This is a genomic window from Oceaniovalibus guishaninsula JLT2003 (assembly GCF_000299575.1).
GTDB classification, from domain to species: Bacteria; Pseudomonadota; Alphaproteobacteria; order Rhodobacterales; family Rhodobacteraceae; genus Palleronia; species Palleronia guishaninsula.
In genome coordinates this window covers 191443-216944 of record NZ_AMGO01000021.1, presented here as the reverse complement: position 1 = coordinate 216944, position 25502 = coordinate 191443, and the positions used below count along the sequence as shown (strand labels likewise).

At 67.2% G+C, this 25502-nt stretch carries 24 protein-coding genes; 12 read left to right on the top strand and 12 right to left on the bottom strand.

Translation table 11 applies throughout. From position 1 onward, the window contains the following. Positions 1–85 precede the first annotated feature (85 nt). On the bottom strand, positions 86–811 hold the full coding sequence (locus OCGS_RS14540) for a YsnF/AvaK domain-containing protein (protein WP_007426555.1): 726 nt from the start codon (positions 809–811) through the stop codon (positions 86–88). Positions 812–864: 53 nt separating this feature from the next. After that, complete coding sequence (locus OCGS_RS07080; protein WP_007426554.1) at positions 865–1284, bottom strand: DUF2382 domain-containing protein; 420 nt, start codon at positions 1282–1284, stop codon at positions 865–867. Between the two features lie 210 nt (positions 1285–1494). On the opposite strand from OCGS_RS07080, the gene OCGS_RS07075 reads away from it, so the two are divergent. After that, on the top strand, positions 1495–1698 hold the full coding sequence (locus tag OCGS_RS07075) for a hypothetical protein (protein ID WP_007426553.1): 204 nt from the start codon (positions 1495–1497) through the stop codon (positions 1696–1698). Between the two features lie 39 nt (positions 1699–1737). Here the strand turns inward: OCGS_RS07075 and OCGS_RS07070 are convergent, their stop codons facing one another. Together OCGS_RS07070 and OCGS_RS14535 are read right to left on the bottom strand one after the other, a co-directional pair. Then, positions 1738–2055, bottom strand: a complete 318-nt coding sequence (locus tag OCGS_RS07070; protein WP_007426552.1) for a carboxymuconolactone decarboxylase family protein — start codon at positions 2053–2055, stop codon at positions 1738–1740. A gap of 81 nt (positions 2056–2136) precedes the next feature. Continuing rightward, positions 2137–2922: a DsbA family protein gene (locus OCGS_RS14535; protein ID WP_007426551.1), complete on the bottom strand. Its 786-nt coding sequence runs from the start codon at positions 2920–2922 to the stop codon at positions 2137–2139. Between the two features lie 139 nt (positions 2923–3061). Between OCGS_RS14535 and speB the strand changes: the two genes are divergently transcribed. The 6 genes from speB to OCGS_RS07035 all read left to right on the top strand — a co-directional run bounded on the left by speB (position 3062) and on the right by OCGS_RS07035 (position 9035). Then, positions 3062–4012, top strand: a complete 951-nt coding sequence (speB, locus tag OCGS_RS07060; RefSeq protein ID WP_007426550.1) for an agmatinase — start codon at positions 3062–3064, stop codon at positions 4010–4012. 95 nt (positions 4013–4107) lie between these two features. Then, positions 4108–5601: an ABC transporter substrate-binding protein gene (locus OCGS_RS07055; RefSeq protein ID WP_007426549.1), complete on the top strand. Its 1494-nt coding sequence runs from the start codon at positions 4108–4110 to the stop codon at positions 5599–5601. Between the two features lie 21 nt (positions 5602–5622). Next, a complete protein-coding gene (locus OCGS_RS07050; protein WP_007426548.1) occupies positions 5623–6576 on the top strand; it encodes an ABC transporter permease in 954 nt (317 codons plus the stop codon). Then, positions 6573–7391 (top strand): ABC transporter permease, encoded by an 819-nt coding sequence (locus tag OCGS_RS07045; RefSeq protein ID WP_007426547.1) that lies wholly within the window; start codon positions 6573–6575, stop codon positions 7389–7391. The genes OCGS_RS07050 and OCGS_RS07045 overlap by 4 nt, the downstream gene beginning before the upstream one ends. After that, positions 7391–8197: an ATP-binding cassette domain-containing protein gene (locus OCGS_RS07040; protein WP_007426546.1), complete on the top strand. Its 807-nt coding sequence runs from the start codon at positions 7391–7393 to the stop codon at positions 8195–8197. Before OCGS_RS07045 ends, OCGS_RS07040 begins: the two co-directional genes overlap by 1 nt. Then, the gene (locus OCGS_RS07035) at positions 8190–9035 is read left to right on the top strand and encodes an ATP-binding cassette domain-containing protein (RefSeq protein ID WP_007426545.1); all 846 of its coding nucleotides are present in this window, start codon (positions 8190–8192) and stop codon (positions 9033–9035) included. Before OCGS_RS07040 ends, OCGS_RS07035 begins: the two co-directional genes overlap by 8 nt. A 25-nt stretch (positions 9036–9060) precedes the next feature. Here the strand turns inward: OCGS_RS07035 and leuB are convergent, their stop codons facing one another. From leuB to OCGS_RS07005, 6 genes are all read right to left on the bottom strand, one after another. Beyond that, the gene (leuB, locus tag OCGS_RS07030) at positions 9061–10167 is read right to left on the bottom strand and encodes a 3-isopropylmalate dehydrogenase (RefSeq protein ID WP_007426544.1); all 1107 of its coding nucleotides are present in this window, start codon (positions 10165–10167) and stop codon (positions 9061–9063) included. Between the two features lie 34 nt (positions 10168–10201). Beyond that, positions 10202–11284 carry an endonuclease/exonuclease/phosphatase family protein gene (locus OCGS_RS07025; RefSeq protein ID WP_007426543.1) on the bottom strand — a complete coding sequence of 361 codons (1083 nt, stop codon included), beginning with the start codon at positions 11282–11284 and terminating at the stop codon, positions 10202–10204. Positions 11285–11286: 2 nt separating this feature from the next. Further along, positions 11287–11892, bottom strand: coding sequence for a 3-isopropylmalate dehydratase small subunit (gene leuD, locus OCGS_RS07020; protein WP_040610719.1), 606 nt, complete (start codon positions 11890–11892; stop codon positions 11287–11289). A 135-nt stretch (positions 11893–12027) separates the two neighbouring features. Continuing rightward, positions 12028–12744: a hypothetical protein gene (locus OCGS_RS07015; protein WP_007426541.1), complete on the bottom strand. Its 717-nt coding sequence runs from the start codon at positions 12742–12744 to the stop codon at positions 12028–12030. Between the two features lie 213 nt (positions 12745–12957). Next, positions 12958–14370, bottom strand: a complete 1413-nt coding sequence (gene leuC / locus OCGS_RS07010; RefSeq protein WP_007426540.1) for a 3-isopropylmalate dehydratase large subunit — start codon at positions 14368–14370, stop codon at positions 12958–12960. A gap of 186 nt (positions 14371–14556) precedes the next feature. Beyond that, complete coding sequence (locus tag OCGS_RS07005) at positions 14557–15300, bottom strand: sulfite exporter TauE/SafE family protein (RefSeq protein WP_007426539.1); 744 nt, start codon at positions 15298–15300, stop codon at positions 14557–14559. A 133-nt stretch (positions 15301–15433) separates the two neighbouring features. Here OCGS_RS07005 and OCGS_RS07000 point away from each other — a divergent pair, with 133 nt between their 5' ends. After that, positions 15434–15883: a hypothetical protein gene (locus OCGS_RS07000; RefSeq protein ID WP_007426538.1), complete on the top strand. Its 450-nt coding sequence runs from the start codon at positions 15434–15436 to the stop codon at positions 15881–15883. Between the two features lie 51 nt (positions 15884–15934). After that, the gene (locus OCGS_RS06995) at positions 15935–17254 is read left to right on the top strand and encodes a mechanosensitive ion channel family protein (RefSeq protein ID WP_052026137.1); all 1320 of its coding nucleotides are present in this window, start codon (positions 15935–15937) and stop codon (positions 17252–17254) included. An 84-nt stretch (positions 17255–17338) separates the two neighbouring features. Here OCGS_RS06995 and OCGS_RS06990 read toward each other — a convergent pair whose 3' ends face one another. Beyond that, positions 17339–17602 (bottom strand): DUF7218 family protein, encoded by a 264-nt coding sequence (locus OCGS_RS06990; RefSeq protein WP_007426536.1) that lies wholly within the window; start codon positions 17600–17602, stop codon positions 17339–17341. A 146-nt stretch (positions 17603–17748) separates the two neighbouring features. On the opposite strand from OCGS_RS06990, the gene OCGS_RS06985 reads away from it, so the two are divergent. From OCGS_RS06985 to OCGS_RS15045, 3 genes are all read left to right on the top strand, one after another. Further along, positions 17749–19536, top strand: a complete 1788-nt coding sequence (locus OCGS_RS06985) for an autotransporter assembly complex protein TamA (RefSeq protein ID WP_162136604.1) — start codon at positions 17749–17751, stop codon at positions 19534–19536. Then, complete coding sequence (locus tag OCGS_RS14530; protein WP_007426534.1) at positions 19536–24287, top strand: translocation/assembly module TamB domain-containing protein; 4752 nt, start codon at positions 19536–19538, stop codon at positions 24285–24287. The genes OCGS_RS06985 and OCGS_RS14530 overlap by 1 nt, the downstream gene beginning before the upstream one ends. 126 nt (positions 24288–24413) lie before the next feature. Then, positions 24414–24578 (top strand): hypothetical protein, encoded by a 165-nt coding sequence (locus tag OCGS_RS15045; RefSeq protein WP_007426533.1) that lies wholly within the window; start codon positions 24414–24416, stop codon positions 24576–24578. Between the two features lie 8 nt (positions 24579–24586). On the opposite strand, the gene OCGS_RS06975 is transcribed toward OCGS_RS15045, so the two are convergent. Next, positions 24587–25414, bottom strand: a complete 828-nt coding sequence (locus tag OCGS_RS06975) for a response regulator (RefSeq protein WP_007426532.1) — start codon at positions 25412–25414, stop codon at positions 24587–24589. Between the last annotated feature and the right edge of the window lie 88 nt (positions 25415–25502).

The following is a 25502-nucleotide window of genomic DNA, read 5'->3' as shown; positions in this document are numbered from 1 at the left end:
GGCGGCGGACACACACAATCCTTCCGCGCATGAAAAAGGGGGCGCCGCTTTCGCGGCACCCCCTTCGACGACGGGCCAGACGGTGTCAGGTCCGGTCTTTGTCGATATCCACTTCGGTCTTGCGGACGGTATCCTCGACCACTTCCTCGCGCTCGGTCACGTCCTTGTCGACGACGACTTCCTTGGTGACGACTGCTTCCTTGTCGACGACGGCCTCCTCGGACTTCGTTTTCACCTCGATGTCGCGGTCCTGAAACAGCCCTTCGGCGTCGGCACCCGATACGACGCGGTCGACCGGCCGACTTTCGACCGAAAGGCGTTCCTCGCGCAGGCGGATCCGCTCCTCGACCGGGGTTTCGTGGACATAGGTGCGGACATGGGCGGACCCCTTTTCGGTCGTCCGCTTGCCGACCTTCAGACGCTCCTCCCCGACAGCAATCGTCTGGCCTTCGGCTGCTGTCCCCGTCGTGCCACGGGCGCCTTCGGCAGCGGCATAATCGGGGCTGCTGCGATACTCGGTCTCGTAGGCGTCGATATCGACGGCCTGCTCGGGGTTGCGCATGATGTCGGCAACGGCGTCGATATGCGCGTCCTCGACATCGGCGGACACGACGTAATTGCCCTGACGCACGGCCTGCTTGTAGGTCGCCGTCTCGTCGTGGGGCAGGTCCAGCGCGTCGATATGGCTGTGCTGGTCGGTGCCGCCGACGACGGTGATGTGCCGGTCCGAAACGCCGATGCTGGCGATTTTCTGACGGACGGTCTCGGCGACTTCGGCGGTGCGGAAGATTGCGGTGACGGTATGTGACATGGTGTGTCCTCTTTCCTTCGTGTTGCGTGGTTTGTGATCTGGCCGGATGCGGATCAGGCCCTGTCGTCGTCGGTCGAGGCTATAGGGCGGTCGCTTTGCGAGGCGTCCACCACTTCCTGACGGCGCAGAGTGACGGTTTCGGTATGCTCGACCGTCTCGGATCGCCGGGTCAGACGGATTTCCTCGACGATCCTGAACTGCCGGACCAGCACTTCCTCGACCACTGGAACGATCGTTACGGCGCCTTCGGTCCTGACCTCGGGTGGCACATCCGTGATGCGGTCGATGGCGACGCGTTCGACATCGACATGCTCGGTCTGCAAAGGCTCTGAAACGGTCACGTCCTCGGCATGCGTCCTGATGTCGAGATGCGCCGCGACCTTCTCGACCTTGCGCTTGCCAAGCACGACCCGTTCGCGGGCGATCGGGATGTGCGTGCCCGCCGCTTCTTCATCGCTCTTTCGATCGCTCATGGTTCGCTGTCCAGTGTTCGAGATTACGGCAACCGCCAACGATGCGTCAGCGTCCTGCCGTTCGGATGGCCAACGGTAACCTTCGATTAAGGTTCCAGGTCTTCCGGCGGGAACCTACCGGCCCGCGGGGAATTGGGATCGGACCCCCGTCGCCGAACGGAGTCTTTTCGCCGGATCGTGCCGGCAACACGCAACCCAAGCGAGGAAGCCATGGCCAACAATCCCAAAGATTTCAGAGATCCCAAAGTCAGCACGACGACCGATAGCGGCAACAGTACCGGGAAATGGATCGGGATCGCCGTCGGCGTGATCGTCGTCCTGCTGCTGCTTGCGTGGCTGTTCGGACTGTTCGACAACGATGTGGACGAAGCCGCCGTGCCCGTCACCGACGACACGGTCGTGATCACGGACTAGCCTTTCGGGGCGGGTGGCATTCACCCGCCCCGATCTCGTTCAGTCGGCGGACGTCGAATCCCCTATCCAGGTATAGCCCGCGACCGCCTGCGGAAAGCCGAGCGGGCCAATGCCCAGCAGCGCCACCTGCTCCAGATCCGCAACGGCGATCCCTTCCTTCAGCGCCCGGCGGGTATGCGAATGAACCGCCCCTTCGGATGCCGCGCCGAGGCTCAGCGCCAGCTTCACCAGACGTTTCTCCCGTGCGGTCAGTCCGCCGGCATTGGCGGTGGCCTTGCCCAAGGCGGAATAGGCCGCCCACACATCGGGATGCTTGTCGGCAATCGTACCGGCCGCGCCGGGAAGTTGATCGGTCATCGCATATGCTCCAGTTCTGACGACGTTCGATCGGGGACGATGCCCGCGCGCGGCCTGCGCCGCAACGTCGTTTTCGGCCCGTCAGCCGGGCGCGCGCACGCTGCAAGCGCCGTGCCGTTCCTCTGCGATCAGCGCTTCGAGGACGGAAATCGGCGCCGTTCCCAACAGCACGGTCCCGCCGATGGCGAATGCGGGCGTTCCGCTGAAGCCGAACAGGTCGGCAATCGCTCGGCTGCGGCGCAGATCGGCGGTCACGGCGTCGGACTGCATGTCCTTCAGCAATCGCGCGGCATCCAAGCCGATTGCCTCGGCCACCCTGGCCACATAGGCGGCATCCGTCACCGCCGGCGTCCTGACCAGCCTGTCATGCAGCCGCTGCCTGGCCCCTTGGCTTTCGGCGGCCAACAGCGCCCGCGCGGCGATGACCGACCCGGCCCCGAGGACCGGCAATTCATGACGGACAATGCGGATCGCGGCCGGGTTTGCGGCCGCGACCTCGGCCAGCCGGGCATCCATGATCCGGCAATTGGGACAGCGGATGTCGGAGAAAACGGCAACCGGCACCGCTTCGCCTGCGTAACCGCCATGAAACGCGCGGCAGGGATTGGCGCGCACCTCGTCCATGAGGGCGCTGCCTTGCGGCGGATCGTCGGATGGCAACCCCGTCAGAAGCGGGCTGCCCGCGCCGGTCGAGATCGCGCCACCCACCGCCAGTTCGCGGAACGGCTCCAGCCCCGGCAGGGGGCGGAAGACCAGCGCCGGTTCGTCCAGCCGCGCCAGATAGGGCGCGCCCGCGACCCATGCGGCAACGGCAAGAGCAGCCGCCGCCAGTGCCGCCCGGTGGCGCCAAGGGCGCGGACCGTTCACTCTGCACCTTCGGCAAGACCGGCTGGCGGGGCAATCGACATGGCGAACCTCGGCGGTTTGCAGAAAAGGACTCGGGTGGCCCTTGGGGCGGGGCAGATGCTAGCGTCGTCATGCCCTACCAGATGAAAGTTGCCAATTCATGCCTGACGCTGCCCGGCCCGCCCGTCTGAACCTGCCCTTCGTCGGCATATGCACGTTCGGCAAGTTTCCGTATATCGCCGATTGGGACAGGATCGAGGCCGATGTTGCGGTGATGGGCGCGCCCTTCGATTGCGGCGCGCAGTATCGGTCAGGCGCGCGGATGGGTCCGCGCGGTATCCGCGAGGCATCGACGCTGTTTTCGTTCGGGCTGGGCGGCGCCTATGACTTCGAGGACGACATCACCTATCTCGATCCGGCGAAGGTGCGGATCGTGGATATAGGGGATGCCGACATCATCCATACCGACACGGCGCAAAGCCATGCGAACATCGCCTACGGCGTGCGCAAGATCCTCGAGGCCGGGGCCGTTCCCGTCGTGCTGGGCGGCGACCATTCGGTCAACATCCCCTGTATCGACGCGTTCGAAGGGCAGGAACCCATTCACATCGTGCAGATCGACGCGCATCTCGATTTTGTAGATGAACGGCACGGCGTCAGGTTCGGGCACGGCAACCCGATGCGCCGCGCCGCGGAAAAGCCCTATGTTACCGGCCTGACGCAGATCGGCATCCGCAACGTATCGTCGACCGCGCGGGACGGTTACGAGGCCGCGCGCCGGATGGGGGCCGACATCCTGTCCGTCCGTCAGTTCCGCAAGCTGGGCGTCGAGGGTGTGCTGGCGCGCATTCCGGACGGTGTGCGGTATTACCTGACCATCGACATCGACGGATTCGATCCGTCCATCGCGCCCGGCACCGGCACGCCCAGCCACGGCGGCTTCGGCTATTACGAAATGCTGGAGCTGATCGACGGGCTGGCTCGCAAGGGGCCGGTCGTCGGGCTGGATCTGGTCGAGGTCGCGCCGGATTACGACCATACCGGCACGACGCAGACCCTGGCCGCGCAGGTACTTCTCAACGCCATCGGCCGTATCCTGCATCATCGCTAGGGCGCGGACCCTATTCCAATCCGCGCCGGGATGCGGTCTGGTGCCGACGATACGCGCACGCGGCCCCGGCGCGACACCAACAGCGAGGATCGACCATGTTCGCACGTTTTCGCCACTTCGCCCGCACCCTGCCGCAAGCCGCGCTTCTGGCCGCGCTGCCCGTGGCCGCCATCGCCGCGGGTGAGGTCGATTTCGTCCAGTCGGTCGAACCGGCGGGACTGGATCCGACCGTCAGCTCGCCCGTGGCGGCGGGGCAGGTGACGTGGCAGAACTTGTTCGAGGGGTTGGTGGCCATCGACCGCGACGGCCGGATCGTGCCACAACTTGCGACCGACTGGACGATCTCGGAGGACAGGCTGACCTATACGTTCAACCTGCGCCCGGATGTGACGTTCCACAACGGCACGCCTTTCGACAGCGGCACCGCGAAGTTCAGCATCGAACGGATCGTCGCGGACGATTCGACCAACGGCCAGAAGGCGCTTTATACCGACATCGCGGCGGTCGAGGCCCCAGATCCGCAGACGCTGGTGCTGACGCTGTCGCGCCCGTCCTCGGATCTGCTTTACTGGCTTGGCTTCCCGGCCGCCGTGATGGTCGAGGAAGGATCGGCCGACACCAACGGCACCGATCCTGTCGGCACCGGCCCCTTCAAGCTGGACGAATGGCGCAAGGGCGACCGGGTCATCATGTCGGCCTGGGACGGATACTGGGGCGACCCGGCCCCGCTCGACACGATCACCGCGCGCTTCATCGCCGATCCGCAGGCGCAGGCGGCGGCGCTGCAATCGGGCCAGGTCGACATCGCGTCCGAGTTGGGCGCCCCCGAGCTTTTCGCCCAGTTCGCCGAGGATCCCAAATTCGCCACCAATGTCGGCACCGGCGAAATGGAGGTCGTGGCCGGCATGAACAATGCCCGCGCGCCCTTCGACAACGTGCGCGTGCGTCGCGCGTTGATGATGGCCATCGACCGCGACGCGCTGATCCAGGCGGTCAAGTCGGGCTATGGCACGCCCATCGGATCGCACTTTTCGCCCGCCAGCCCCTATTACACGGACCTGACGGGCGAATATCCTTATGACCCCGAAGCGGCCAGGGCGCTGCTGGCCGAAGCCGGCTATCCGAACGGATTCGAATTCACGTTCAAGGTGCCGAACCGCACCTATGCCCAGCGGTCCGCCGAGATCCTTCAGGCGTTCTTTCAGCAGATCGGCGTGACCGCGAATATCGTCAGCTCGGACTTTCCGGCCGCCTGGATTCAGGAAGTGTTCACCGATACCGATTACGACATGACCATCATCGGCCATGCGGAGCCGCTGGATATCGGCATCTACGCACGCGATCCCTATTATTTCAACTATGACAGCGACGCGTTCGATGCGGCCATGCAGGACGTGGCCACCGCCACCGACGAGGCCGCCCGCAAGGCGGCCTATATCCGCGCGCAGGAAATTCTGGCCGACGACCTGCCGGCGCTGTTTCTCTATTCCGACCCCAAGCTCGGCGTCTGGGATGCGGGGCTAGAAGGGGTCTGGCCGGACGGGCCGGTCCCCGCCAACGACATGACCGAGGTGCGTTGGTCCGAATGACGGAAAGGCCGGCCGGTCGGGATGCGCAAACTTCGCTATCTGGGGCGCAGGCTGGCCGGTCTGCTGGGTATTCTGGGCATCGCGTCGCTGGCGATCTTTTTGTTGATCGAGGCGGCGCCCGGCGATCCGGCACAGATCATGCTGGGAACGGGCGCGCAGCCCGACACCGTGGCGGCGCTGCGGGCCGAGCTTGGCCTAGACCGGCCGTTGCCCCTCCGCTATTTGGCCTGGCTGGGCGGCGTTTTCACCGGCGATCTGGGAATGTCCTATACCTATGGCACGCCGGTTGCCGAACTGATCGGCCAGCGCCTGGTGGTGACGCTGCCGCTGACCGCGATGGCCACGCTTCTGGCTGTCGCCGTGGCGCTTCCGCTGGGGGTCATGGCCGCGCAAAACCCCAATCGCATCGTCGATAGTCTGGCCACGGCCTTTTCGCAGATCGGCATCGCCGTGCCGAACTTCTGGATCGGGCTGCTTCTGATCCTGGGGGTTTCGCTGGGGCTGGGCTGGTTTCCGACCGGCGGTTTTCCCGGCTGGCGGGCGGGCGCGCTGCCGGCGCTGTCGGCGCTGGTCCTGCCCGCCATCGCGCTGGCGATCCCGCAGGCCGCGGTGCTGACGCGCGTGACCCGCGCCGCCGTGATCGAGGTCTCGAACGAGGATTTCATCCGCACCGCGCGCGCCAAGGGTCTCAGCCGAAGACGGGCGCTCTGGCGGCACACGGTGCCCAACGCCCTTCTGCCGGTCGTCACGATGCTGGGTCTGCAAATCCCTTTCCTGATTTCGGGCGCGGTGCTGGTCGAGAATGTGTTCACCCTGCCCGGCATCGGCACGCTGGCCTATCAGGCGCTGTCGCAGCGCGATCTGATCGTCGTGCAGAACGTGGTGCTGTTCTTCGCCGTCATCGTGCTGGGCGTGAACCTGCTGGTCGATGCGCTTTACATCCTGCTGGATCCGCGCCTTCGGGGTTCGGGATGAGGCGCGTTCCCGCGACGCTGTGGATCGGGGCTGCGCTGTCGCTTCTGTTCGTCGGGGCCGCGCTGCTCAGCCGGGTATGGACGCCGGCGGATCCGACGGGAATGAACATCGCCGCCCGTCTGAAGGGACCGGGCGAGGCGGGATTGCTGGGCGCGGACCAGATCGGCCGCGACGTGCTGTCGATCGTCATGGCGGGCGCGTGGACATCGCTGGGCATCGCGCTGACCGCGACGGCGATCGGCGGCGCGGTGGGCACCGCGACCGGCATGGCCGCCGCCGCCGGACGCGGCGGCTTTGAAAGGGCGGTGATGGCTGCGAACGGGGTTCTTTTTGCCTTTCCGCCGATCCTGTCGGCAATCCTGCTGGGCGCGCTGCTGGGGCCGGGGGCGGGAACCGCGATCCTTGCCATCGGGCTGTTCATGGTGCCCGTCTTCGCCCGCATCGCGCGCGGGGCCGCATTGCAGGTCTGGTCGCGCGATTTCATCAAGGCGGCGCGGATGGCCGGCAAGGGGCCGGTGCGCATCAGCATCGAACACGTCCTGCCCAACATCTCGGCGCAGATCATCGTCCAGTTCGCCATCCAGACCGGGCTTGCCATCCTGGCCGAGGCGGGATTGTCCTTCCTGGGCATGGGGGTCGCCCCGCCCAATCCCAGTTGGGGACGGATGCTGTCGGAGGCGCAGACCTATCTGTCCTCGGCGCCGCATCTGGTGCTGGCACCGGGGCTGGCCATCGCGGGCGCGGTGCTGGGGTTGAACCTTCTGGGCGACGGCCTGCGCGACCTGACCGATCCCCGCCGCGGACAGGCCGCCTGATGCTGGCGGTCGAGTCGCTGCGCGTGACCTTCCGCCGCGACCGCGCCCCGCCGGTCGAGGTGCTGCGCGGCGTGTCGCTGACGCTGGAACGCGGGGCCACGCTGGGCATCGTCGGGGAAAGCGGATCGGGCAAGTCGGTGCTGGCGCTGTCGGTCATCGGTCTTCTGCCCCGCAACGCGCGCGCCGAAGGACGGGTGCTTCTGGACGGCACGGATCTGCTGACCCTGTCCGAACGCGGGATGCGCGACGTTCGGGGGCGGCGGATCGGGATGATCTTTCAGGAACCGATGACCGCTCTGAACCCGGCGATGCGGGTCGGCGTGCAGATTGCCGAAGGGCTGCGCGTCCGTCGCGGCCTGTCGCGCGGGAATGCCCGGACCGAGGCGCTGCGCCTGCTGGACCGGGTGCAAATCCCGCAGGCCGGGCGCCGCATCGACAGCTACCCGCACGAAATGTCGGGCGGCGAGCGTCAGCGCGTCGGCATCGCCATCGCACTGGCGCTGGAACCCGATCTGCTGATCGCGGACGAGCCGACGACAGCGCTGGACGTGACCGTTCAGGCCGGGATCCTCGATATCCTCGGCGATCTGGTGGCGGATCTGGGTCTGTCGCTGATCCTGATCTCGCACGATCTGGGGGTGATCGCGCGGCTGGCCGACCGCACCCTCGTCATGCATCGCGGGGCCGAGATCGAACAGGACGCGACCGAACGCGTGCTGCGCCGTCCGGGCCACGACTATACCCGCACGCTGATCGACGCCATGCCGCGCCGCGCGCGTGCGACACTGGAGGCGGGCCGTGCCTGACCTGCTGGCCGTCCGCAATCTCAGCCGCCACTTCACCGCGGGTGGACATACGATCCGCGCGCTGGACGATGTATCGCTGACGCTGGCGCCGGGCCGGATCCTGGGCGTGGTGGGCGAAAGCGGATCGGGCAAATCGACGCTGGCGCGCATCGTCATGGCGCTGGATCGCCCGACACATGGCGAGGTTGCGATTGCCGGACGGAACCTCTTTGCGCTGTCGCTAAGGGATCTGCGCAAGGCGCGCCGCGGTTTCCAGATGGTCTTTCAGGATCCCTATGGCTCGCTCGATCCGCGCCAGCGTGTCGGACGCATCGTGGCCGAGCCGCTGCATCTGTTGCCAGACGCGCCGCGCGGATCCGAACGGCGCGACCTGATCCGCGAGGCGCTACGCGACGTGGGCCTGTCTCCCGACGACATCGACCGCTATCCGCACCAGTTCTCGGGCGGCCAGCGCCAGCGCATCGCCATCGCCCGCGCCATCCTGACCCGGCCGCGCCTTCTGGTCGCGGACGAGGCGACATCGGCGCTGGATCTGACGGTGCAGAAGAAGATCCTCGAACTGATCCTCAAGCTGCGCGACGATCACGGCATCGCGGTGCTGTTCATCACCCACGACATCGGCGTGGTGGACGAGATCTGCGACGAGGTTGCGGTCATGCAAGACGGCCGCCTGGTCGAGACGGGGCCGGTCCGGCAAGTTCTGGACGCCCCCGCCACGGCCTATACCAAACGCCTGATCGCTGCCGAGCCGACGCTGGCCGTGATCGGCCGCGGCGCCCGGCAACCGGCAAGCCCGGACGCGCCGCCGCACGATCCGCCGCATACCGTCAGGCCCTAGCGGGGCCGTAATTGCGCGTGGCGACCTAGCGCCGCGACAAGGCGGCGACGATAGCATCGCCCATTTCGGACGTGGTGGCGGCGCGGGTGGTGGCGTCGCCCAGCAGGTCCACGGTGCGCACGCCATCGGCCAGCACCCGTTCGACCGCGCCTTCCAGGAGCGCCGCGTCGTCGCCGCGATCGAAGCTGTAGCGCAGCGCCATCGCGAGGCTGAGGATGCAGGCGATCGGGTTCGCCTTGCCCTGACCGGCGATATCGGGGGCGGATCCGTGGACGGGTTCGTAAAGCGCCTTGGGCCGCCCGTTGGCCATCGGCGCGCCAAGGCTGGCCGAGGGCAGCATCCCCAGGCTGCCGGTCAGCATGGCGGCGGCGTCGGACAGGATGTCGCCAAAGAGGTTGTCCGTCACGATCACGTCGAACTGGTTGGGCTTGCGCACAAGCTGCATCGCGCCCGCATCGGCATACATATGACTGAGCGCGACATCGGGATATTCGTTGTCGTGGACCCACTGCACTTCCTCGCGCCAGAGGATGCCGGATTCCATGACGTTCGCCTTCTCCATCGAACAGACGCGGTTCTGCCGGCGGCGGGCCAGCTCGAACGCGGACCGGGCGACGCGGCGGATTTCGTCGGTCGTATAGCGCTGCGTGTTGATACCGACGCGGCCGCCCCGGCCGTCGTCGGAAATGCCGCGCGGTTCGCCGAAATAGATGCCGCTCGTCAGTTCGCGCACGATCATGATGTCGAGGCCGGCGACGATCTCGCGCTTGAGGCTGCTGAAATCGGCCAGCGCGTCGAAGCACTGGGCAGGGCGCAGGTTGGCGAAAAGGTCCATCTCTTTGCGGAGGCGCAGCAGCCCGCGCTCGGGCTTCACGCTGAAATCCAGATCGTCGTATTTCGGGCCGCCCACCGCGCCCAGCAGCACCGCATCGGCCAATTGCGCCAGGTCCATCGTTTCATCGGTCAGGGGCGTGCCATGCGCGTCATAGGCGGCCCCGCCGACCAGGTCCTCGCTGACATCGAAGGCCAGGCCGCGTTCGGCGGCGAACCAGTCGATGACCTTGCGCACTTCGGCCATCACCTCGGGGCCGATGCCGTCGCCGGGCAGGATCAGAAGGGACGGGTTGGGCATGGCGTCATCCGTGGCTTGCAGGGGTCGGCTTCGCCTAGCGAAGGGCAGGCGGCAGGTCAATGTCCACCCAGACCACCGCGGCGGACGGGCGGATGTCGTCGGGCAGCGCCGGATCGGGACGCAGCAGGCCGGCCCCCAGAACGGTCAGGTCGCGCGACGGCAGGACATAGCTGACGCGCAGATCGCCCGGCCCCGCATCGTCCCAATCCGCGGTGTCGAGATGGGGCGCCCCCCGATGCGTCAGGTTCACGCCCGCCGGCACGGTGGTTGGGGGTGCGGATGGCAGCGGATCCTGAAGGCGGGGATGCGCCAGAAGCGCGTTCAGCGCCCCGGCGCGGCCGTCGCCGTCCACCGGGTCGAGGTTGGCGTCGCCCAGCACCACAAGCGGGCCGTCCGGCGGCGGTTCGGGCAGCGCCCCGTCGAGATAGCGCAGCCAGAACGCGGCCTCGTCATGGTTGCGGCGGCCGTTCAGATCCTCGGGGCCGTCGAAGACCGGGGGTGTCGCGTGCCAGGCCAGCAGCGACAGCCTGTCGCCATTCGCCAGACGCAGCGGCACGACCCAATGCGCGGTCGAGGACAGGCGCCGGATCTCGGCCGCACGTGCCGAAGGAAAGGGGCCGTCGGGCGGGATCGCGCCGGGCAGGTCGCGCCAGAGGAACGGCGCGAAGTCCAGCGCGGCGTCGGTGTCGATGGGCAGCCGCGACAGCAGGGCCATGCCGCCCTGACCGGCGAAGCGTCCGAACCCCTGGCTGTCGCGCGGCCCGCCCGTCCGCCCGTCGCCGTCCATGTCCAGCCCCGTGGCCATGCCGGTATTGGGGCGCGCCTGGAAGGCGAAGGGATAGGGTGCGCCGATATCCGCAAGCCGGTCGGTCAGGGCCGACAGCACGGCACCGCCCGCATCGTAATCGACATCCTGCAACAGGATCGCATCGGCATCGGCCCCGGCGACCATATCCAGGACAAGCGTGATGCGGGGATCGTCGCGCAGGATGTCGCGCAGCAACAGGCCCGGCCCGTCCGCCGAAAGGCCGGTCTGGAACGTGGCGATGCGCAGGCTGTCGGCCGACGCGCCGTCCGCCAGCAGCAGCGCCAGCGCGACGGCAATGGCGCGCCGCAAGATCAGACCCAGGGGCGGGACTGGCCGGCCTGCCGTTCGAACGCGTCGATTGCGGGGGCCTTTTCCAGTGTCAGGCCGATATCGTCGAGGCCGTTCATCAGGCAATGCCTGCGGAAACCGTCCACTTCGAACGGGATGGCGGTGCCGTCCGACAGGGTGATGGTCTGGTTTTCCAGATCGACGGTCTGGCGGGCATTGGCGCCGCGCTGCGCGTCGCGCATCACCAGATCGACCTGATCCTGCGGCAGGGCGATGGGCAGGATGCCGTTCTTGAAACAGTTGTTATAGAATATGTCGGCGAAGCTGGGCGCGATGACGCAGCGGATCCCGAAATCCAGCAGCGCCCAGGGCGCGTGTTCGCGCGACGATCCGCAGCCGAAGTTGTCGCCGGCGACAAGGATCTGCGCCTCGCGATAGGCGGGGCGGTTCAGGACGAAATCGAGCACCTCGTTGCCGTCATTGTCATAGCGCATCTCGTCGAACAGGTTGCGGCCGAGGCCCGAGCGCTGGATCGTCTTCAGGAACTGCTTGGGGATGATCATGTCGGTATCGACGTTGATCTGCGGCAGGGGGGCGGCGATGCCGGTCAGGGTGGTGAACTTGTCCATGCCTTGCGTCCTTCTGCACGATAGCGGGCTGTCGGGGCCGTGATACCGCGCCGACAGCGCCAAGGCCAGCATCGTGCATCCCTGCGATGCCCCCGGCCGCGCACTTGCGGGCCGGGGCATCGCGGGCACCGAGGGTCAGGCCGCCTTGCGCCGGCGCGTGGCCGAAAAGCCGGCCCAGCCGCCCAGACCCGTCAGAAGCAGCATGCCACCGGCGGGAAGCGGCACGGCGCTGACGGCGCTGGCCGTGACGAGGTTCTGGGATTGCGGCTTGCCGGTGCTTTCCAGGAACGTCAGGTTCCACATCTTCGGGCCGGTGTAGGTCTTGGCATTAGCCAGGAACGTCTTGGCTAGGCTATCGGTCGTCCGGGCATAGCTTCTGGTTCCCTTGGCGCGGAAGTTACCCCGCGTCAGATCGAAATCCGTGCCGTCATAGATGACTTCCCAGAGCGACAGTTGCAGCGCCGCGCCCTGGGCGCGATCGTGCAGGTCGAGGGTGGCGTAATTCGCATCGAACACGGCCTGCACACGGTCCTTGCCGCCGCCCAGCGCGAACGAATTGCTGAAGGGGGTGTCGGTGGTCTTGTAGCTGCTATGCGTCTTCAACGTGGTCGCCAGATCGAGGCAGAACGCCGCGAAATCGCCCAGAACGCCGCTGCTTTCGTGCATCCCGAATGCGGCTGCGGCGACGTTACCCTTCCGCTTGCCGGCCTCGGCAGGCGACTTGGAGATATAGGCGTTGCTCTCGTAACGGCCGGCGATCCCGCCCTTGTCGGTCGCGTTGAACGTGGCGGCGCCCGCGGGCACTGCCATGGCGAGTCCCAGAAGGATAGCGGCGGTGAATGAATACTTCATGTCGTGTTCCCTGAATGCGGCGCCGACCTGACCGGCCGACTGCCCCCGGTAATCACGTGTCGCGACGTTTCAGCCGATGCAAGGAACGGGTGTTAAGACTTCGTTAATAACTCAAGTACGGGAACAATCGCGCCGGAAGATCGCGTTTTATGCGCTCGATAAGGACAGTCACCGAATCACCCCGGTCAGGTGATTCGGTAGCCTTTGCCATCCTCATTGCTGCCGCATCAGATCGCGCACATCCGTCAGCTTGCCGGTGATGGCGGCGGCGGCGGCCATGGCGGGGCTCATCAGGTGGGTGCGGCCGCCCTTGCCCTGCCGCCCCTCGAAGTTGCGGTTCGAGGTTGCGGCGCAGCGTTCGCCCGGCGACAGTTGATCGGGGTTCATCGCAAGGCACATCGAACACCCGGCCATCCGCCATTCGAAGCCCGCGTCGATGAAGACCTGCGCCAGCCCCTCCTCCTCGGCCTGGGCGCGCACGAGGCCGGAACCGGGCACCACCATGGCGCGCAGGCCGTCCTTGATCTTCTTGCCTCGCAGGATGGCGGCGGCGGCGCGCAGATCCTCGATCCGGCCGTTGGTGCACGAGCCGATGAACACCGTGTCGATGGGAACGTCCGCCAGGGGCGTTCCCGGCGTCAGGCCCATGTAATCGAGCGACCGCTTCGCCGCCTCGACCTTGCCGCCCGCGAAATCGCCGGGGGCCGGAACGGCGGCGGTGATGGGCAGAACGTCCTCGGGCGAGGTGCCCCAGGTAACGACCGGCGCGATATCCTCGCCGCGCAGGGTGACGACCTTGTCCCAATGCGCGTCGTCGTCGCTGCGCAGGGTCTTCCACCAGGCAAGCGCCGCTTCCCATTGCGCACCCTTGGGGGCGTGCGGGCGGCCCATGACATAGGCGAAGGTGGTTTCGTCGGGCGCGATCAGCCCGGCGCGCGCGCCGCCCTCGATCGCCATGTTGCACACCGTCATGCGGCCTTCCATCGACAGCGCGCGGATCGCCTCGCCGCAATATTCGATGACATAGCCGGTGCCGCCCGCCGTGCCGGTATGGCCGATGACCGACAGGGTGATATCCTTGGCCGTCACGCCCGGCGCCAGACGGCCCGTGATCTCGACCTTCATGTTCTTCGATTTCTTCTGGATCAGCGTCTGGGTTGCCAGAACATGCTCTACCTCGGAGGTGCCGATGCCGTGGGCCAGCGCGCCGAAGGCGCCGTGCGTGGCGGTGTGGCTGTCGCCGCAAACGACGGTCATGCCCGGCAGCGTCCAGCCCTGTTCGGGGCCGACGATATGCACGATGCCCTGCCGCACATCCGAGACGGGATAGTAATGGATGCCGAAATCGCGGGCGTTGCGGTCCAGCGCCTCGACCTGGATGCGGCTTTCCTCGTTCTCGATGCCGTTGGCGCGGTCGGTGGTGGTGGGCACGTTGTGATCGGGCACGGCGATGGTCTTGTCCGGCGCGCGCACGGTGCGCTGCGTCATGCGCAGCCCCTCGAATGCCTGCGGGCTGGTGACCTCGTGCACCAGATGCCGGTCGATATACAGAAGGCAGGTGCCATCCTCGGCCTCGTGCACGAGATGGGCATCCCAGATCTTGTCGTAAAGCGTCTTGCCGGACATGGGCGGTTTCCTCTGCTGTCGGGCGGGCGGTCGGAAAGGATGGCGCGGCCGCGCGGTCAGCCTTGGGCGCACACCGAACGGATGTCGCCGTGAAAGCGTTCGTTCAGACGGGCGCGGTCGCCCAGATCGAAAACCCGTGTCATGGCCCGATCCGATACACTTCCGGCGCGATCCGGGCAAGCCGCGTCAAAGCCGCAGCAGGAACACGATGCCGACCGCAAGGCCGGTCACGACCACGAAGGCCCGCACGATCCGGTCGGGCAGGATGCGCGCCAGCCGCGCGCCGGCATAGCCCCCCGCCACCGCCGCCGCCGCCATCAGCAGCGCCTGCGGCCACAGCACCAGCCCGCCCAGCGCGAAGGTCGCCACCGAGACGACCGACACGATGACCGAGACCAGCACCTTGAGGCCGTTCATCGCGTTCAGATCGGTCATCCCCCAAAGCGCGTAGAGCGACAGAAGCACGATCCCCAGGCCGCCGTTGAAATACCCGCCATAGATCGCGACGACGAGGCTGCTGGCGATGCCGAAGGGCGCCAGGGCGAAGCGGCTTGCGGCCAGCCTGTCGCGCAGGCCATTGCCGAAGGCGAAGACCGCCGTGGCGGCCAGCAGCAGGAACGGCACGACGACGGCGAAGACATCCTCGGACGAGACGAGCAGAAGCGCACCGCCCGCGATCCCCCCCGCCGCCGACGCCGCGACGATCCGCGCGACGCCGCGCCGGGGCAGCATCCGCAGCGCCGGGCCGAACCCCACGACCGACGCGACATAGCCCGGCAGCACCGCGACGGCGCTGGTGGCGTTGGCAAGGATCGGCGGCACGCCGACCGCGACGAGGGCGGGAAAGGTCAGGAACGTGCCGCCCCCCGCGATGGCGTTGACGATACCGGCCAGGAACCCCGCCGCCAGAAGGATAAGCGCGTCGATCATAAAGGTGCCCTTAGCGCCGCGCCGGGGCGGACGGAAGGCCGGGCATGGATTTGCCCGGACCGGCCAAAAGCGATTGACGGTATCGGTGCCGGCAGCGAATGCTGTCGAACGGATGCACATTGGCAGGGATGCGATGACGGGCGAGCAGATCGGTTATCTTTCGGCGCGTCTGGTGCTGCCTGTCTTGGCGGGACTTCTGGTCGCGCTGTTGGCGTCGCGACGGATGCCCCGCCGGCAAGGGCGCATGGCGGGTGTCGCGGTCGCCGCGTTGCTGTTTATCGGCGGCTTCGTCGGCGCGTCCGGCGGCCAGCCCCAGCCCAGCGAAGACTCGCTTCGGGCCAACCACGAAGGATTCGTCCGCGCATCGGTCGAGACATGCCTTGCCGCCTGCGAGGATACCGGCGACGGAACGTGCGTCGAGACCTGCGGCTGCGTCGGCGAACAGTTGGGCGCCCGGATCGCGCCGCGCGACCTTTACGACATGTTCGTCCGCGAACAGCGGATGAGCCGCGAAGAAGCCATGGCGCCCTATATCGATACGATACGGATGGGCTACGCCGCCTGCGGGGCGGGCGACGGCTAGGGAGCGGCGAACCGGCTTGCCGCACGGCCACCGGCGCGTCATCGTGCCGTGATGGACGACGCCCTGCGCATCCTGATCGAGCAGTTCGACGCGCTGTGGCGCACGGCCGAGCTTTGGTGGCGCAACATGCTGCTGCCCAGCCGCGTGCTTCAGATCGTGCTGATCCTCGTGGTTCTGGCGGCGGCATGGATCCTGCGCAGGCTCACGACCGAACCCATGCGCGACTGGATGCGCGGGCTGGACCGGCCCACGTGGCAGATCAGGATGCTGCTGGTGGTGAACCGGCGGCTGCAACTGATCTGGTTCGTCGTGCTGGCCTGGGCGGTCACGTGGATCCTGCGGGCGATCTATGTCTTTCCGTCGAAATACTACATCGTGGACATGGCCGCGACGCTGGGATCGGCCTGGCTGGGGGTGATCTTTGCCGCCCGTCTGGTGCGCAACCCGATCCTGCGGACCGTGGTGCGCTGGGGCCTGTGGGTCTGGGTCACGCTTTACCTGCTGGGCCTGACGGACGAGACGACCGCCTTTCTCGACCGGCTGGCGCTGGGCTTCGGAGAGGTCCGGCTGAGCCTTCTGACGCTGATCAAGGCGGTGGTCATCGTCGCCGTGCTTTTCGTCGTGGCGCGGTTCCTGTCGCGCGCCAGCGGCGATCGCATCCGCCGGAACGAGGATATCAGCCCCTCGATGCGGGTGCTGGCGGTCAAGGTGCTGCAAATCGCGCTTTACGGCGCGGCGCTGTTTCTGGGGCTGGAGGCGGTGGGCGTCGATCTGGCCGGTCTGGCGTTCCTGTCGGGCGCCATCGGTCTCGGGCTGGGCTTCGGTCTGCAAAAGGTGGTGTCGAACCTTGTCTCGGGCGTCATCATCCTGCTCGACAAGTCGATCAAGCCGGGCGATGTCATCAGCCTGGGCCAGACCTTCGGCTGGGTGCACACGCTGGGTGCGCGCTATGCGTCGATCACCACGCGGGACGGCAAGGAATTCCTGATCCCGAACGAGGATCTGATTACCGGGCAGGTGGTGAACTGGTCCCATTCCGACCCGTTCGTGCGGCTGGATATCCATTTCGGCTGCGCCTATGCGGACGATCCGCATCTGGTGCGCCGGATTGCCGTCGAAGCGGCCCAAGGCGTGCCGCGCGTCCTGTCGGCGCGTGCCCCGGTCTGCCACATCGTCGGTTTCGGTGACAGCAGCGTCGATTATATCTTGCGCTTCTGGATCACCGATCCGACCGGCGGGCTGACCAATATCCGCGGCAATGTGTTTCTGGCGCTCTGGGATGCCTTTCGCGCGCACGGCATCAGCATCCCCTTCCCGCAGCGCGAGGTGCGGATGCTGGGGGAAGACGCGGTTGCCGTAGCGAAGGACTGATCCCTGAACGCAAATCGGGCCGAATCGCAGCCTAGACGGCATCGGCATGCCTTAGGCTGCGGACCCGACCGAGGCGGGCCGGCATCAATGGTTGCGCAGGGCCTCGATCAGTTCGTCCTTGGTCATGTCCGACCGGCCTTCGATATCCAGCTCCTGCGCGCGACCGTAAAGGTCGTCCTTCGTCCAGTCCTCGTAGGCGGGGGCCTTTCCGCCCTTTTTGCCGGGATGCATGTCCTTGTTGGCCTGGGCGTTGGCGATGCGGGCGGCCTTTTCCTTGCTGGCGCCGTCGTCGCGCAGGGCCTGATAGGTCTCGTCGTCCTTGATCTGGGGTCCGTGATTGCGGGCCATGGCGTCCTCCTTCGGTTATGCGGGAAAAAGCGTTGGTGTGGCGCGGAAGTTCCTGTCGGCCCCGCTGCGAAAACGTGACCGCAAGGCCGCTGGCCAAGCGTCGATCAGCTTTCTACTGTCACGGCAAAGCACCGGGGGTGGTCGGGTTGGGACGGACGATTATCTGCGCGGCCGGTATCGCCGCGGTGACATGCGCCCATTCGGTCGCGGCGCAGGACATCACGTTCCGCGTGGCGGGCGGCGGCGAGCTTGAGGAAAAGTTGCGCAACGTCTCGCTTCTGGTTGCGGCGGACGCCGAGGATGTCACCGATCCGCAGGAATTGCTGGCCGATGCGCGGGCGGAATACGGTCGCCTGATCGGCGCGCTTTACGCCGAGGCGCGGTATGGCGCGGTGATCAACGTTCTCGTGAACGGGACCGAGGCCGCGCGCATCCCGCCCCTGGCGCGGATCGGCCGGATCGACAGCATCACCGTCAACGTCGATCCGGGGCCGCGATACCGCTTTTCGCAGACGCGCATCGACCCTCTGGCGCCCGGCACCGAACTGCCCGACGGATTCGCCGTGCGCGAACCCGCCCGGTCCCCGATCATCGAGGACGCGGCGGCGGCGGCGGTCGGGGGGTGGCGCGACGTGGGCATGGCCAAGGCGGAGATCGCCGATCAGACGGTCGTCGCGCAGCACGAACGCAACACGCTGGCGGTCGATATCGACATCGCCCCCGGCCCGCGGGTGACGTTCGGCAATCTGGTTTTGCAAGGCGACACGTCGGTCCGGCCCGAACGCCTGCGCGCCATTGCGGGGCTTCCCACGGGCGAAGTCTTCTCGCCCGAGGAGCTGAACGACGCCGCGCGCCGGCTGCGCGAGACGGGCGTTTTTTCGTCCGTGGCCCTGACCGAAGCCGATGCCCTGGGGCCGGGCAACCGCATGGATATCATCGCGCAACTGGCCGCGCAGAAACCCCGGCGTATCGGTTTCGGCGCCGAGGTTTCGACCGTGGACGGCGCGGCACTGACGGCGTTCTGGCTGCACCGCAACCTGCTGGGCGGGGCCGAGCGGCTGCGCTTCGACGCGTCGGTTTCGGGGATCGGCGGGCAGACGGACGGCATGGATTACGGCATAAAGGGCCGGTTCGAGCGTCCGGCGACCTTCAACCCCGAGACGAACTTCTTCATCGAGGGCGAGATCGCCCATCTGGACGAACCCGATTTCGAATCCGACACGGCATCGCTGGCCTTCGGCTATACCCGCCGCGTGAACGACGCGCTGACCGTTTCGGCCGCGTTGGGCCTGCGCTATGCCAGCGTGACGGACGATGCAGGCGATACCGATTACCTGCTGGTCAACCTGCCGATGGAAGGTGTCTATGACACTCGCGACGCGCCGCTGAACGCGACCGAAGGGTTCTATCTGAAGGCCGGGCTGACGCCGTTCGCGGGACTGAACGACGCCACCGGCACCGGCGGACGACTGACCGTCGACGGCCGCGCCTATCTGGGGCTGGGGGCCGAAAACCGCGTGATGCTGGCCGGTCGGGTGCAGGCCGGGTCGATCCTGGGCGCCGATCTGGAGGAGGTGCCGAACGATTACCGCTTCTATTCGGGCGGCGGCGGAACGGTGCGTGGCACCGAATACCAGTCGCTCGGCGTCACGCTGGACAACGGCGTGGATTCTGGCGGCGCGTCCTTCGTCGGTTTGCAGGCGGAACTGCGCGGGCAGGTGACGCAACGGATCGGGCTGGTCGGCTTCGTCGATTACGGCATCGTCGGGCGCGACAGCTTTCCGGGCAGCGACAGCGACGATCAGGCGGGTGCCGGACTGGGCCTGCGTTACCTGACCCCCATCGGACCGATCCGGCTGGATGTCGCAGCGCCCGTGATGGGCGACGACGACAACGGCGTCGAGGTCTATGTCGGCATAGGGCAGGCTTTCTGATGCGGGGCGTTCGCATCGCCCTCGTTCTGGCGGGGCTTGCCGTTCTGCCGGTTCTGGCGCAGGACGACGATGACGGTCCGGGCTTTCTGGAAGGGCTGCTGGAAAACGCGCTGTCCGGTCCCGGTTTCGACGTGGACGTGCGCGGATTCGAGGGCGCGCTGAGTTCCCGCGCCACCATCCGCCAGCTTGTCATTTCGGATGACGAAGGGCCGTGGCTGACGGTGAACGACGCCGTCCTGGACTGGAACCGATCCGCCCTGCTGCGCGGCCGGGTCGAGGTCGAGGAACTGGCGGCCGCGTCCATCGAGGTGCCGCGCCTTCCGACGCCCGACCCGTCCGTGCCGTCGGTCGAGGCCAAGCCGTTCAGCCTGCCCGACCTGCCCGTTTCCGTCCGCATCGAAAGGCTTGCCGTGCCGCAGGTCGATCTGGGCCAGCCGGTGATCGGCGTGCCGGCGGTGGTGTCGGTGAACGGATCGGCGCTGCTGCGGGACGGAACGCTGGATACCGATCTGGAAATTGCGCGCGTGGACGACCGGCAGGGCACGTTCGGCATCGACGTGTCGTTCGATGCGGACAGCAATCTGGCCATCGACATCGCCGTGGACGAGGGCGAGAACGGGATCGTCGCCAACCTGCTGAACCTGCCGGGCAAGCCGGCGCTGCAAGCGTCGGTGCAGGGGCAGGGGCCGCTGTCGGATTTCGCCGCCGAACTGGCGCTGGCCACGGACGGCGAGCCGCGTCTTACCGGCACCGTGCGCACCGCGACCGATGACGGCGCGCGCACCTTCGGCGCCGACATCGCGGGCGACATCGCGCCGCTTTTCGTCCCCGAATACCGTCCCTTCTTCGGCCCCGACATCGCGCTGACGGTGGACGGCGCGCAATTGCCCGACGGGGTGTTGCGGATCGACGATCTGTCCCTGTCGGCGCGGTCCATCGACCTTGACGGATCGCTGGTGATCGGGGCCGACGGCGCACCCGATCGGATCGCCCTCACCGGCCGGATCGCGTCGCCGGATGGGCCTGTCGTGCTACCCGTGGGCGGCGAGATTTCGGTGCAGGACGTGGACCTCGACGTGTCCTATGACAGCGCCCAGGGCGACGACTGGACCGCGCGGCTGATCGTGACGGGGCTGGATCAGGGCGATCTGGCGGTCGAACGTCTGGCGTTGGACGGCACTGGCCGCATCGCGGGGCAGGGCGAATCGTTGCAGGTGGATGCCAACCTCGACTTTACGGCGGCGGGCTTCCAGACCGACGATCCGGGCGTGGCGCAGGCGCTGGGCGACAATCTGACCGGCAACGCGGCAATCGACTGGTCCGCGGGCGCGCCCGTGATGCTGGAGCGACTGAACCTGAACGGCGCGAGCGTCGCGCTGACGGGGCAGGGCCAGCTCGATCCCGGCGGACAGAACATTCCTTTGACCTTGAACGTTCAGACGCAGATCGCCGATCTTGATGCCTTCTCGGCGCTGGCGGGCCGGTCGCTTGCCGGGTCTCTGACAACCGATCTGGATTTGCAGGCCGCGATCCTGGCGCGGTCCTTCGACGTGGCGCTGGACGGCACGGCGCAGGATCTGGCGCTCGACATTCCGCAGATTGGCGGGTTGCTGGACGGCGAGACCACGCTTACCCTGCGCGCCGCCCGCGATGCGGAAGGCACCCGCGTGCCCCAGCTTTCGGTCGAGGGCAGCGGGATTTCGCTGGAGGCGAGCGCCGATCTGGCTGCCGACAGCGGCACGGCCCGCGCGAACCTGCGCCTGCCCGTCCTGAGCGTCGTTGATCCCGCCCTGTCGGGTGCCGGAACCGTCCGCTTTGCCGCCGACAACGAGGGCAGCGGCTGGGTGATGGACCTCGATGCCCAAGCGGCGGGCGCGACGGCGATGGCGGACGGGACGCTGACCGATCCCGAAGCCGACGCACCGCTGTTTCAAGGGCGCGCCTCGGTGCAGGCGGACGACCTTGCCAGATTTTCGGGCGTCGCGGGTCGGGAACTGGGCGGGTCCGTCGATCTGCAAATCACCGGATCCGGGCGCACCGATCTGTCGGATGTGTCGATCGAGGCGGCGGGCCAGGCCGGATCGCTGGAACTGGGCCAGCCCGACCTGAACCGTCTGCTGCAGGGGCAGACCGAGCTTGCCGTCGAGGCGACAAAGAACGGCGCGGACGTGCTGGTGCCGCGGTTCAGCCTTACCAATCCGCAGATCACTGCCACGGGAGAGGCGCGGTATGTCGACGGCGCGGGCTTCGTCGATGCCGATGTGCGGATGGCCGAACTGGGCGATGTGCTGCCGTCGCTGTCCGGACCCGCCACGCTGACGCTGGATGCGCAGGAGGATGCCGGCATCTGGACAGTGACGCTGGACGGATCGGGCGCGGGCGTGCGGATCGACGGAAACGGGACGATCAGCGAACTCGACGCGCCGTCGCCGCTGGCCGAGGCCGATCTCGACGTGACGGTGCAGGACCTGGCGCGCTTTTCGGACGTGGCGGGCCGCGGTCTGGGCGGCAGCCTGGACCTGGGCGTCAGGGGAAGCGCGCGGCTGGATCTGTCGCAGATCGACGCGACCGTCGACGGTCAGGCCCGCGACCTTGCCGTCGGCCAGCCGGATCTGAACCGCCTTTTCGCCGGCGTGACCGACCTGGATGGCCGGATCGTTCGCAATGGCGACAGGATCGAGGTGCCGTCGCTGGCTTTGTCGAACGATCAGGTGCGTCTGACCGGATCGGGGCAATACGGCACGCAGGACGATGCCGCGCGCCTGTCGCTGGTCTTCCCCGATCTGGGACAGGTCGTGCCGGAACTGTCGGGCGAGGGGCGGCTGACCATCGTTGCCGATGAAACGGCCGAGGCGTGGCAGGTTTCGGTGGATGGCGACGGCGCCGGCGTGATGCTGGATGCGATGGCGGATGTGGCCGGTCTGAACGACGACAGCGCCCTGCGGATCAGCGGCGAGGCCGATTTGCAGGCAACGGATCTGGCGCGCTTCTCGCGCGTCGCCGGTCGTTCACTGGGCGGATCCGTGGATCTGAGCGTCGAGGGCAGCGCGCAGGCGGATGGCAGCCAATTCGATGTCACGGCCAACGCCACCGCGCAATCGCTGCGCATCGGCATCCCCGACGCGGACCGATTGTTCGCCGGGCGTGCGACGCTGGCACTTGATGCGTCGCGCGACGGGGCCGATGCGCCGATCCGCGTGCGGCAACTGAACCTCGATGCGCCGGGGGTGTCGGCCAATGCCAGCGGCACGCTGCTGGGCGGGGAAAGCGACCTGACCTTCGACGCGCGGCTTGCGGATCTCGGCGGTTTCGTTCCGGGCCTCAACGGTCCGGTGACGGCGCAGGGTCGTATGGGCGAGGCTGGGCGCGATATCTCGGTCGATATGCGCCTGACCGGGCCGGCCGGCATCGCCGCCACCGTGGACGGAACGGTCGCGCAGACGTTCGGGCGCGCGAACCTCGCCATCGACGGCACGATTCCGCTTGTCGTGGCGAACCCGTTCATCGAACCCAGATCCCTGTCCGGCACGGCCCGCGCAAATCTCGGACTGAACGGGCCGCTGGCACTGTCCTCGCTGTCGGGCACGGTCACGACAAGCGATGCCCGCGCCGTGCTGCCCAACCTGTCCATCGTGCTGGAACAGATCGCCCTGACCGCGCGGCTGGAAAACGGGCGCGCCGTGCTGGATGGACGCGCGCGCAAGCAGGCAGGCGGGCGGCTGGAAGTGTCGGGCCCCATTTCGCTGACGCCGGGATACGATGCCGACCTGCGGCTGGTCCTGCGGAATCTGGTATTCGAGGATCCCAACCTCTACCGCACGCAGGCCGATGGCGACATCACCCTCGACGGTTCGCTGACCGGCGGCGCGCGCATATCCGGCCGGATCGGTCTGGACGAGACCGAGGTGCGCATCCCCTCGACCGGGCTGGGCGGGACGGGGCCGATCCCCGACGGGCTGGTCCATGTCAACGAACCTGCGGCCGTGCGCGCGACGCGCGACCGTGCCGGCCTGATCGAGGATGCGGACGAGGGAGGCGGCCGGAGTATCGGCGTGTCCTATCCGCTGGACGTGCTGATCGTGTCGGATACACGGATCTTCGTGCGGGGCCGTGGACTGGATGCCGAGCTGGGCGGCCGTCTGCGGCTGACCGGAACGACGACCGATGTGATCCCCTCGGGCCAGTTCGACCTGATCCGCGGCCGGCTGAACCTGCTCGGTCGCCGGCTGGAACTGGACGAGGGGCAGATCACCCTTCAGGGCGATTTCGTGCCAGTCGTGCGGCTGGTCGCCAGCACGCAGGCGGAAGGCGTCACCATCCGCATCATCGTCGAAGGACCGGTTTCGGACCCCGACATCACCTTCGCCTCGAGCCCCGACCTGCCGCAGGAGGAGGTTCTGGCGCGGCTTCTGTTCGGACGGTCGCTCGACTCGATCTCGCCCTTGCAGGCGGCACAGTTGGCACAGGCGGTGGCGACCCTGGCGGGGCGCGGCGGGACCGGCATCATCACCACCCTACGCGAAAAGACCGGGCTGGACGATCTGGACGTCACCACCGACGCCGACGGCAACATCGGCCTGCGGGCAGGCAAGTACCTGTCGGAAAACCTCTATACGGACGTGACGGTCGGTGCCTCGGGCGATGCGAACATCAACCTGAACCTCGATCTGACCGACAACGTCAAGGTCAGGGGCGGGGTGTCGAACGACGGCAACTCGACCTTGGGCGTCTTCTTCGAAAAGGATTACTGACCGGCGCCCTGCGACAAAATTGCAACGCGTGCCCTGACGTCACCGTGAGGCGCGATTTGCGGCGGAACCGGATCGCCGGGTCGCGCTTTGGCCAGTCACCCGATGACAGACGGAGACGGTGGCGCGATGGTTTACTGGTCTTTCATAACCTTCACGGTGGCCCTGACCGCCGGGCTTGTCGGCTTCGGCGGCGAACCGGGCGAACTGGCCGTGACGGGACAGGGCCTGTTCTTCGTGTTTCTCGTGGTGTCCGCCGTCCTGCTGCTTCTCAAGATGATGCGGGACGGCTGACCGGTGCTTCAGGCCGGCGAGCTCAGCGTTTCGGTGCTGCTGAAGAACATCGCCTGACTGACGGCCGACCTGACCTGTTCCTCGGAATAGGGTTTGGAGATCAGGAAGGCCGGTTCCGGCTTGTCGCCGGTCAGCAGACGCTCGGGGAAGGCGGTAATGAAGATCACCGGGATTTCGCCGAACTGGCCGAGAAGATCGTTCACCGCGTCGATACCCGACGAATTGTCGGCCAACTGGATATCCGCAAGGATCAGGTCGGGCCGTTCGCGCGTTCCAAGATCGACGGCGGCCGACCGTGTCCGGGCGATGCCCGTCACCTCGTGCCCCATCTCGGCGACGATGGAATGAATGTCCATGGCGATGATCGCCTCGTCCTCGATGATCATGACCTTGCCGGCCATCGACTTCTCCATCTCGCGGATGGCGATGTGGATCAGTTCAGACGCCTCGTCGGCGTCGATGCCCATGACCGTGCCGATTTCCTCGTTGTTGAACGATTCGATCGTGGACAGCAGCAGCGCCTCGCGCGTGTTGTTCGTCAGCCCGGCCATGTGATCCAGCGCGCGGGATTCCAGCCGCGTGCCCGGATCCTCTGTATCCGCAGTGGGCGCGCCCGCGGTGGACCAGATCTTGTGAAAGGCCCGGAAAAGCGCCACCTTGGGTTGCATCGCGCGGTCGAAGATGCTGGCCTCCTGAAGGATCGCCTCGAGCGTGGCGGCGGCGTAATTGTCGCCGGTCGTCTGGGATCCGGTCAGGGCGCGGGCGTACCGTCGCAGGTAAGGAAGTTCTCGTCCGATGACGACGGAAACGTCGTCAGTCGCAGTGCGGTCAGTCATCTTGAAGTGCCCTAAACTCTGGTGTCCCATGGAACCAACGCCAGAACCGCACGTTGGTTCCAGAGCCATGCCGATTTTCAAGCCGGGA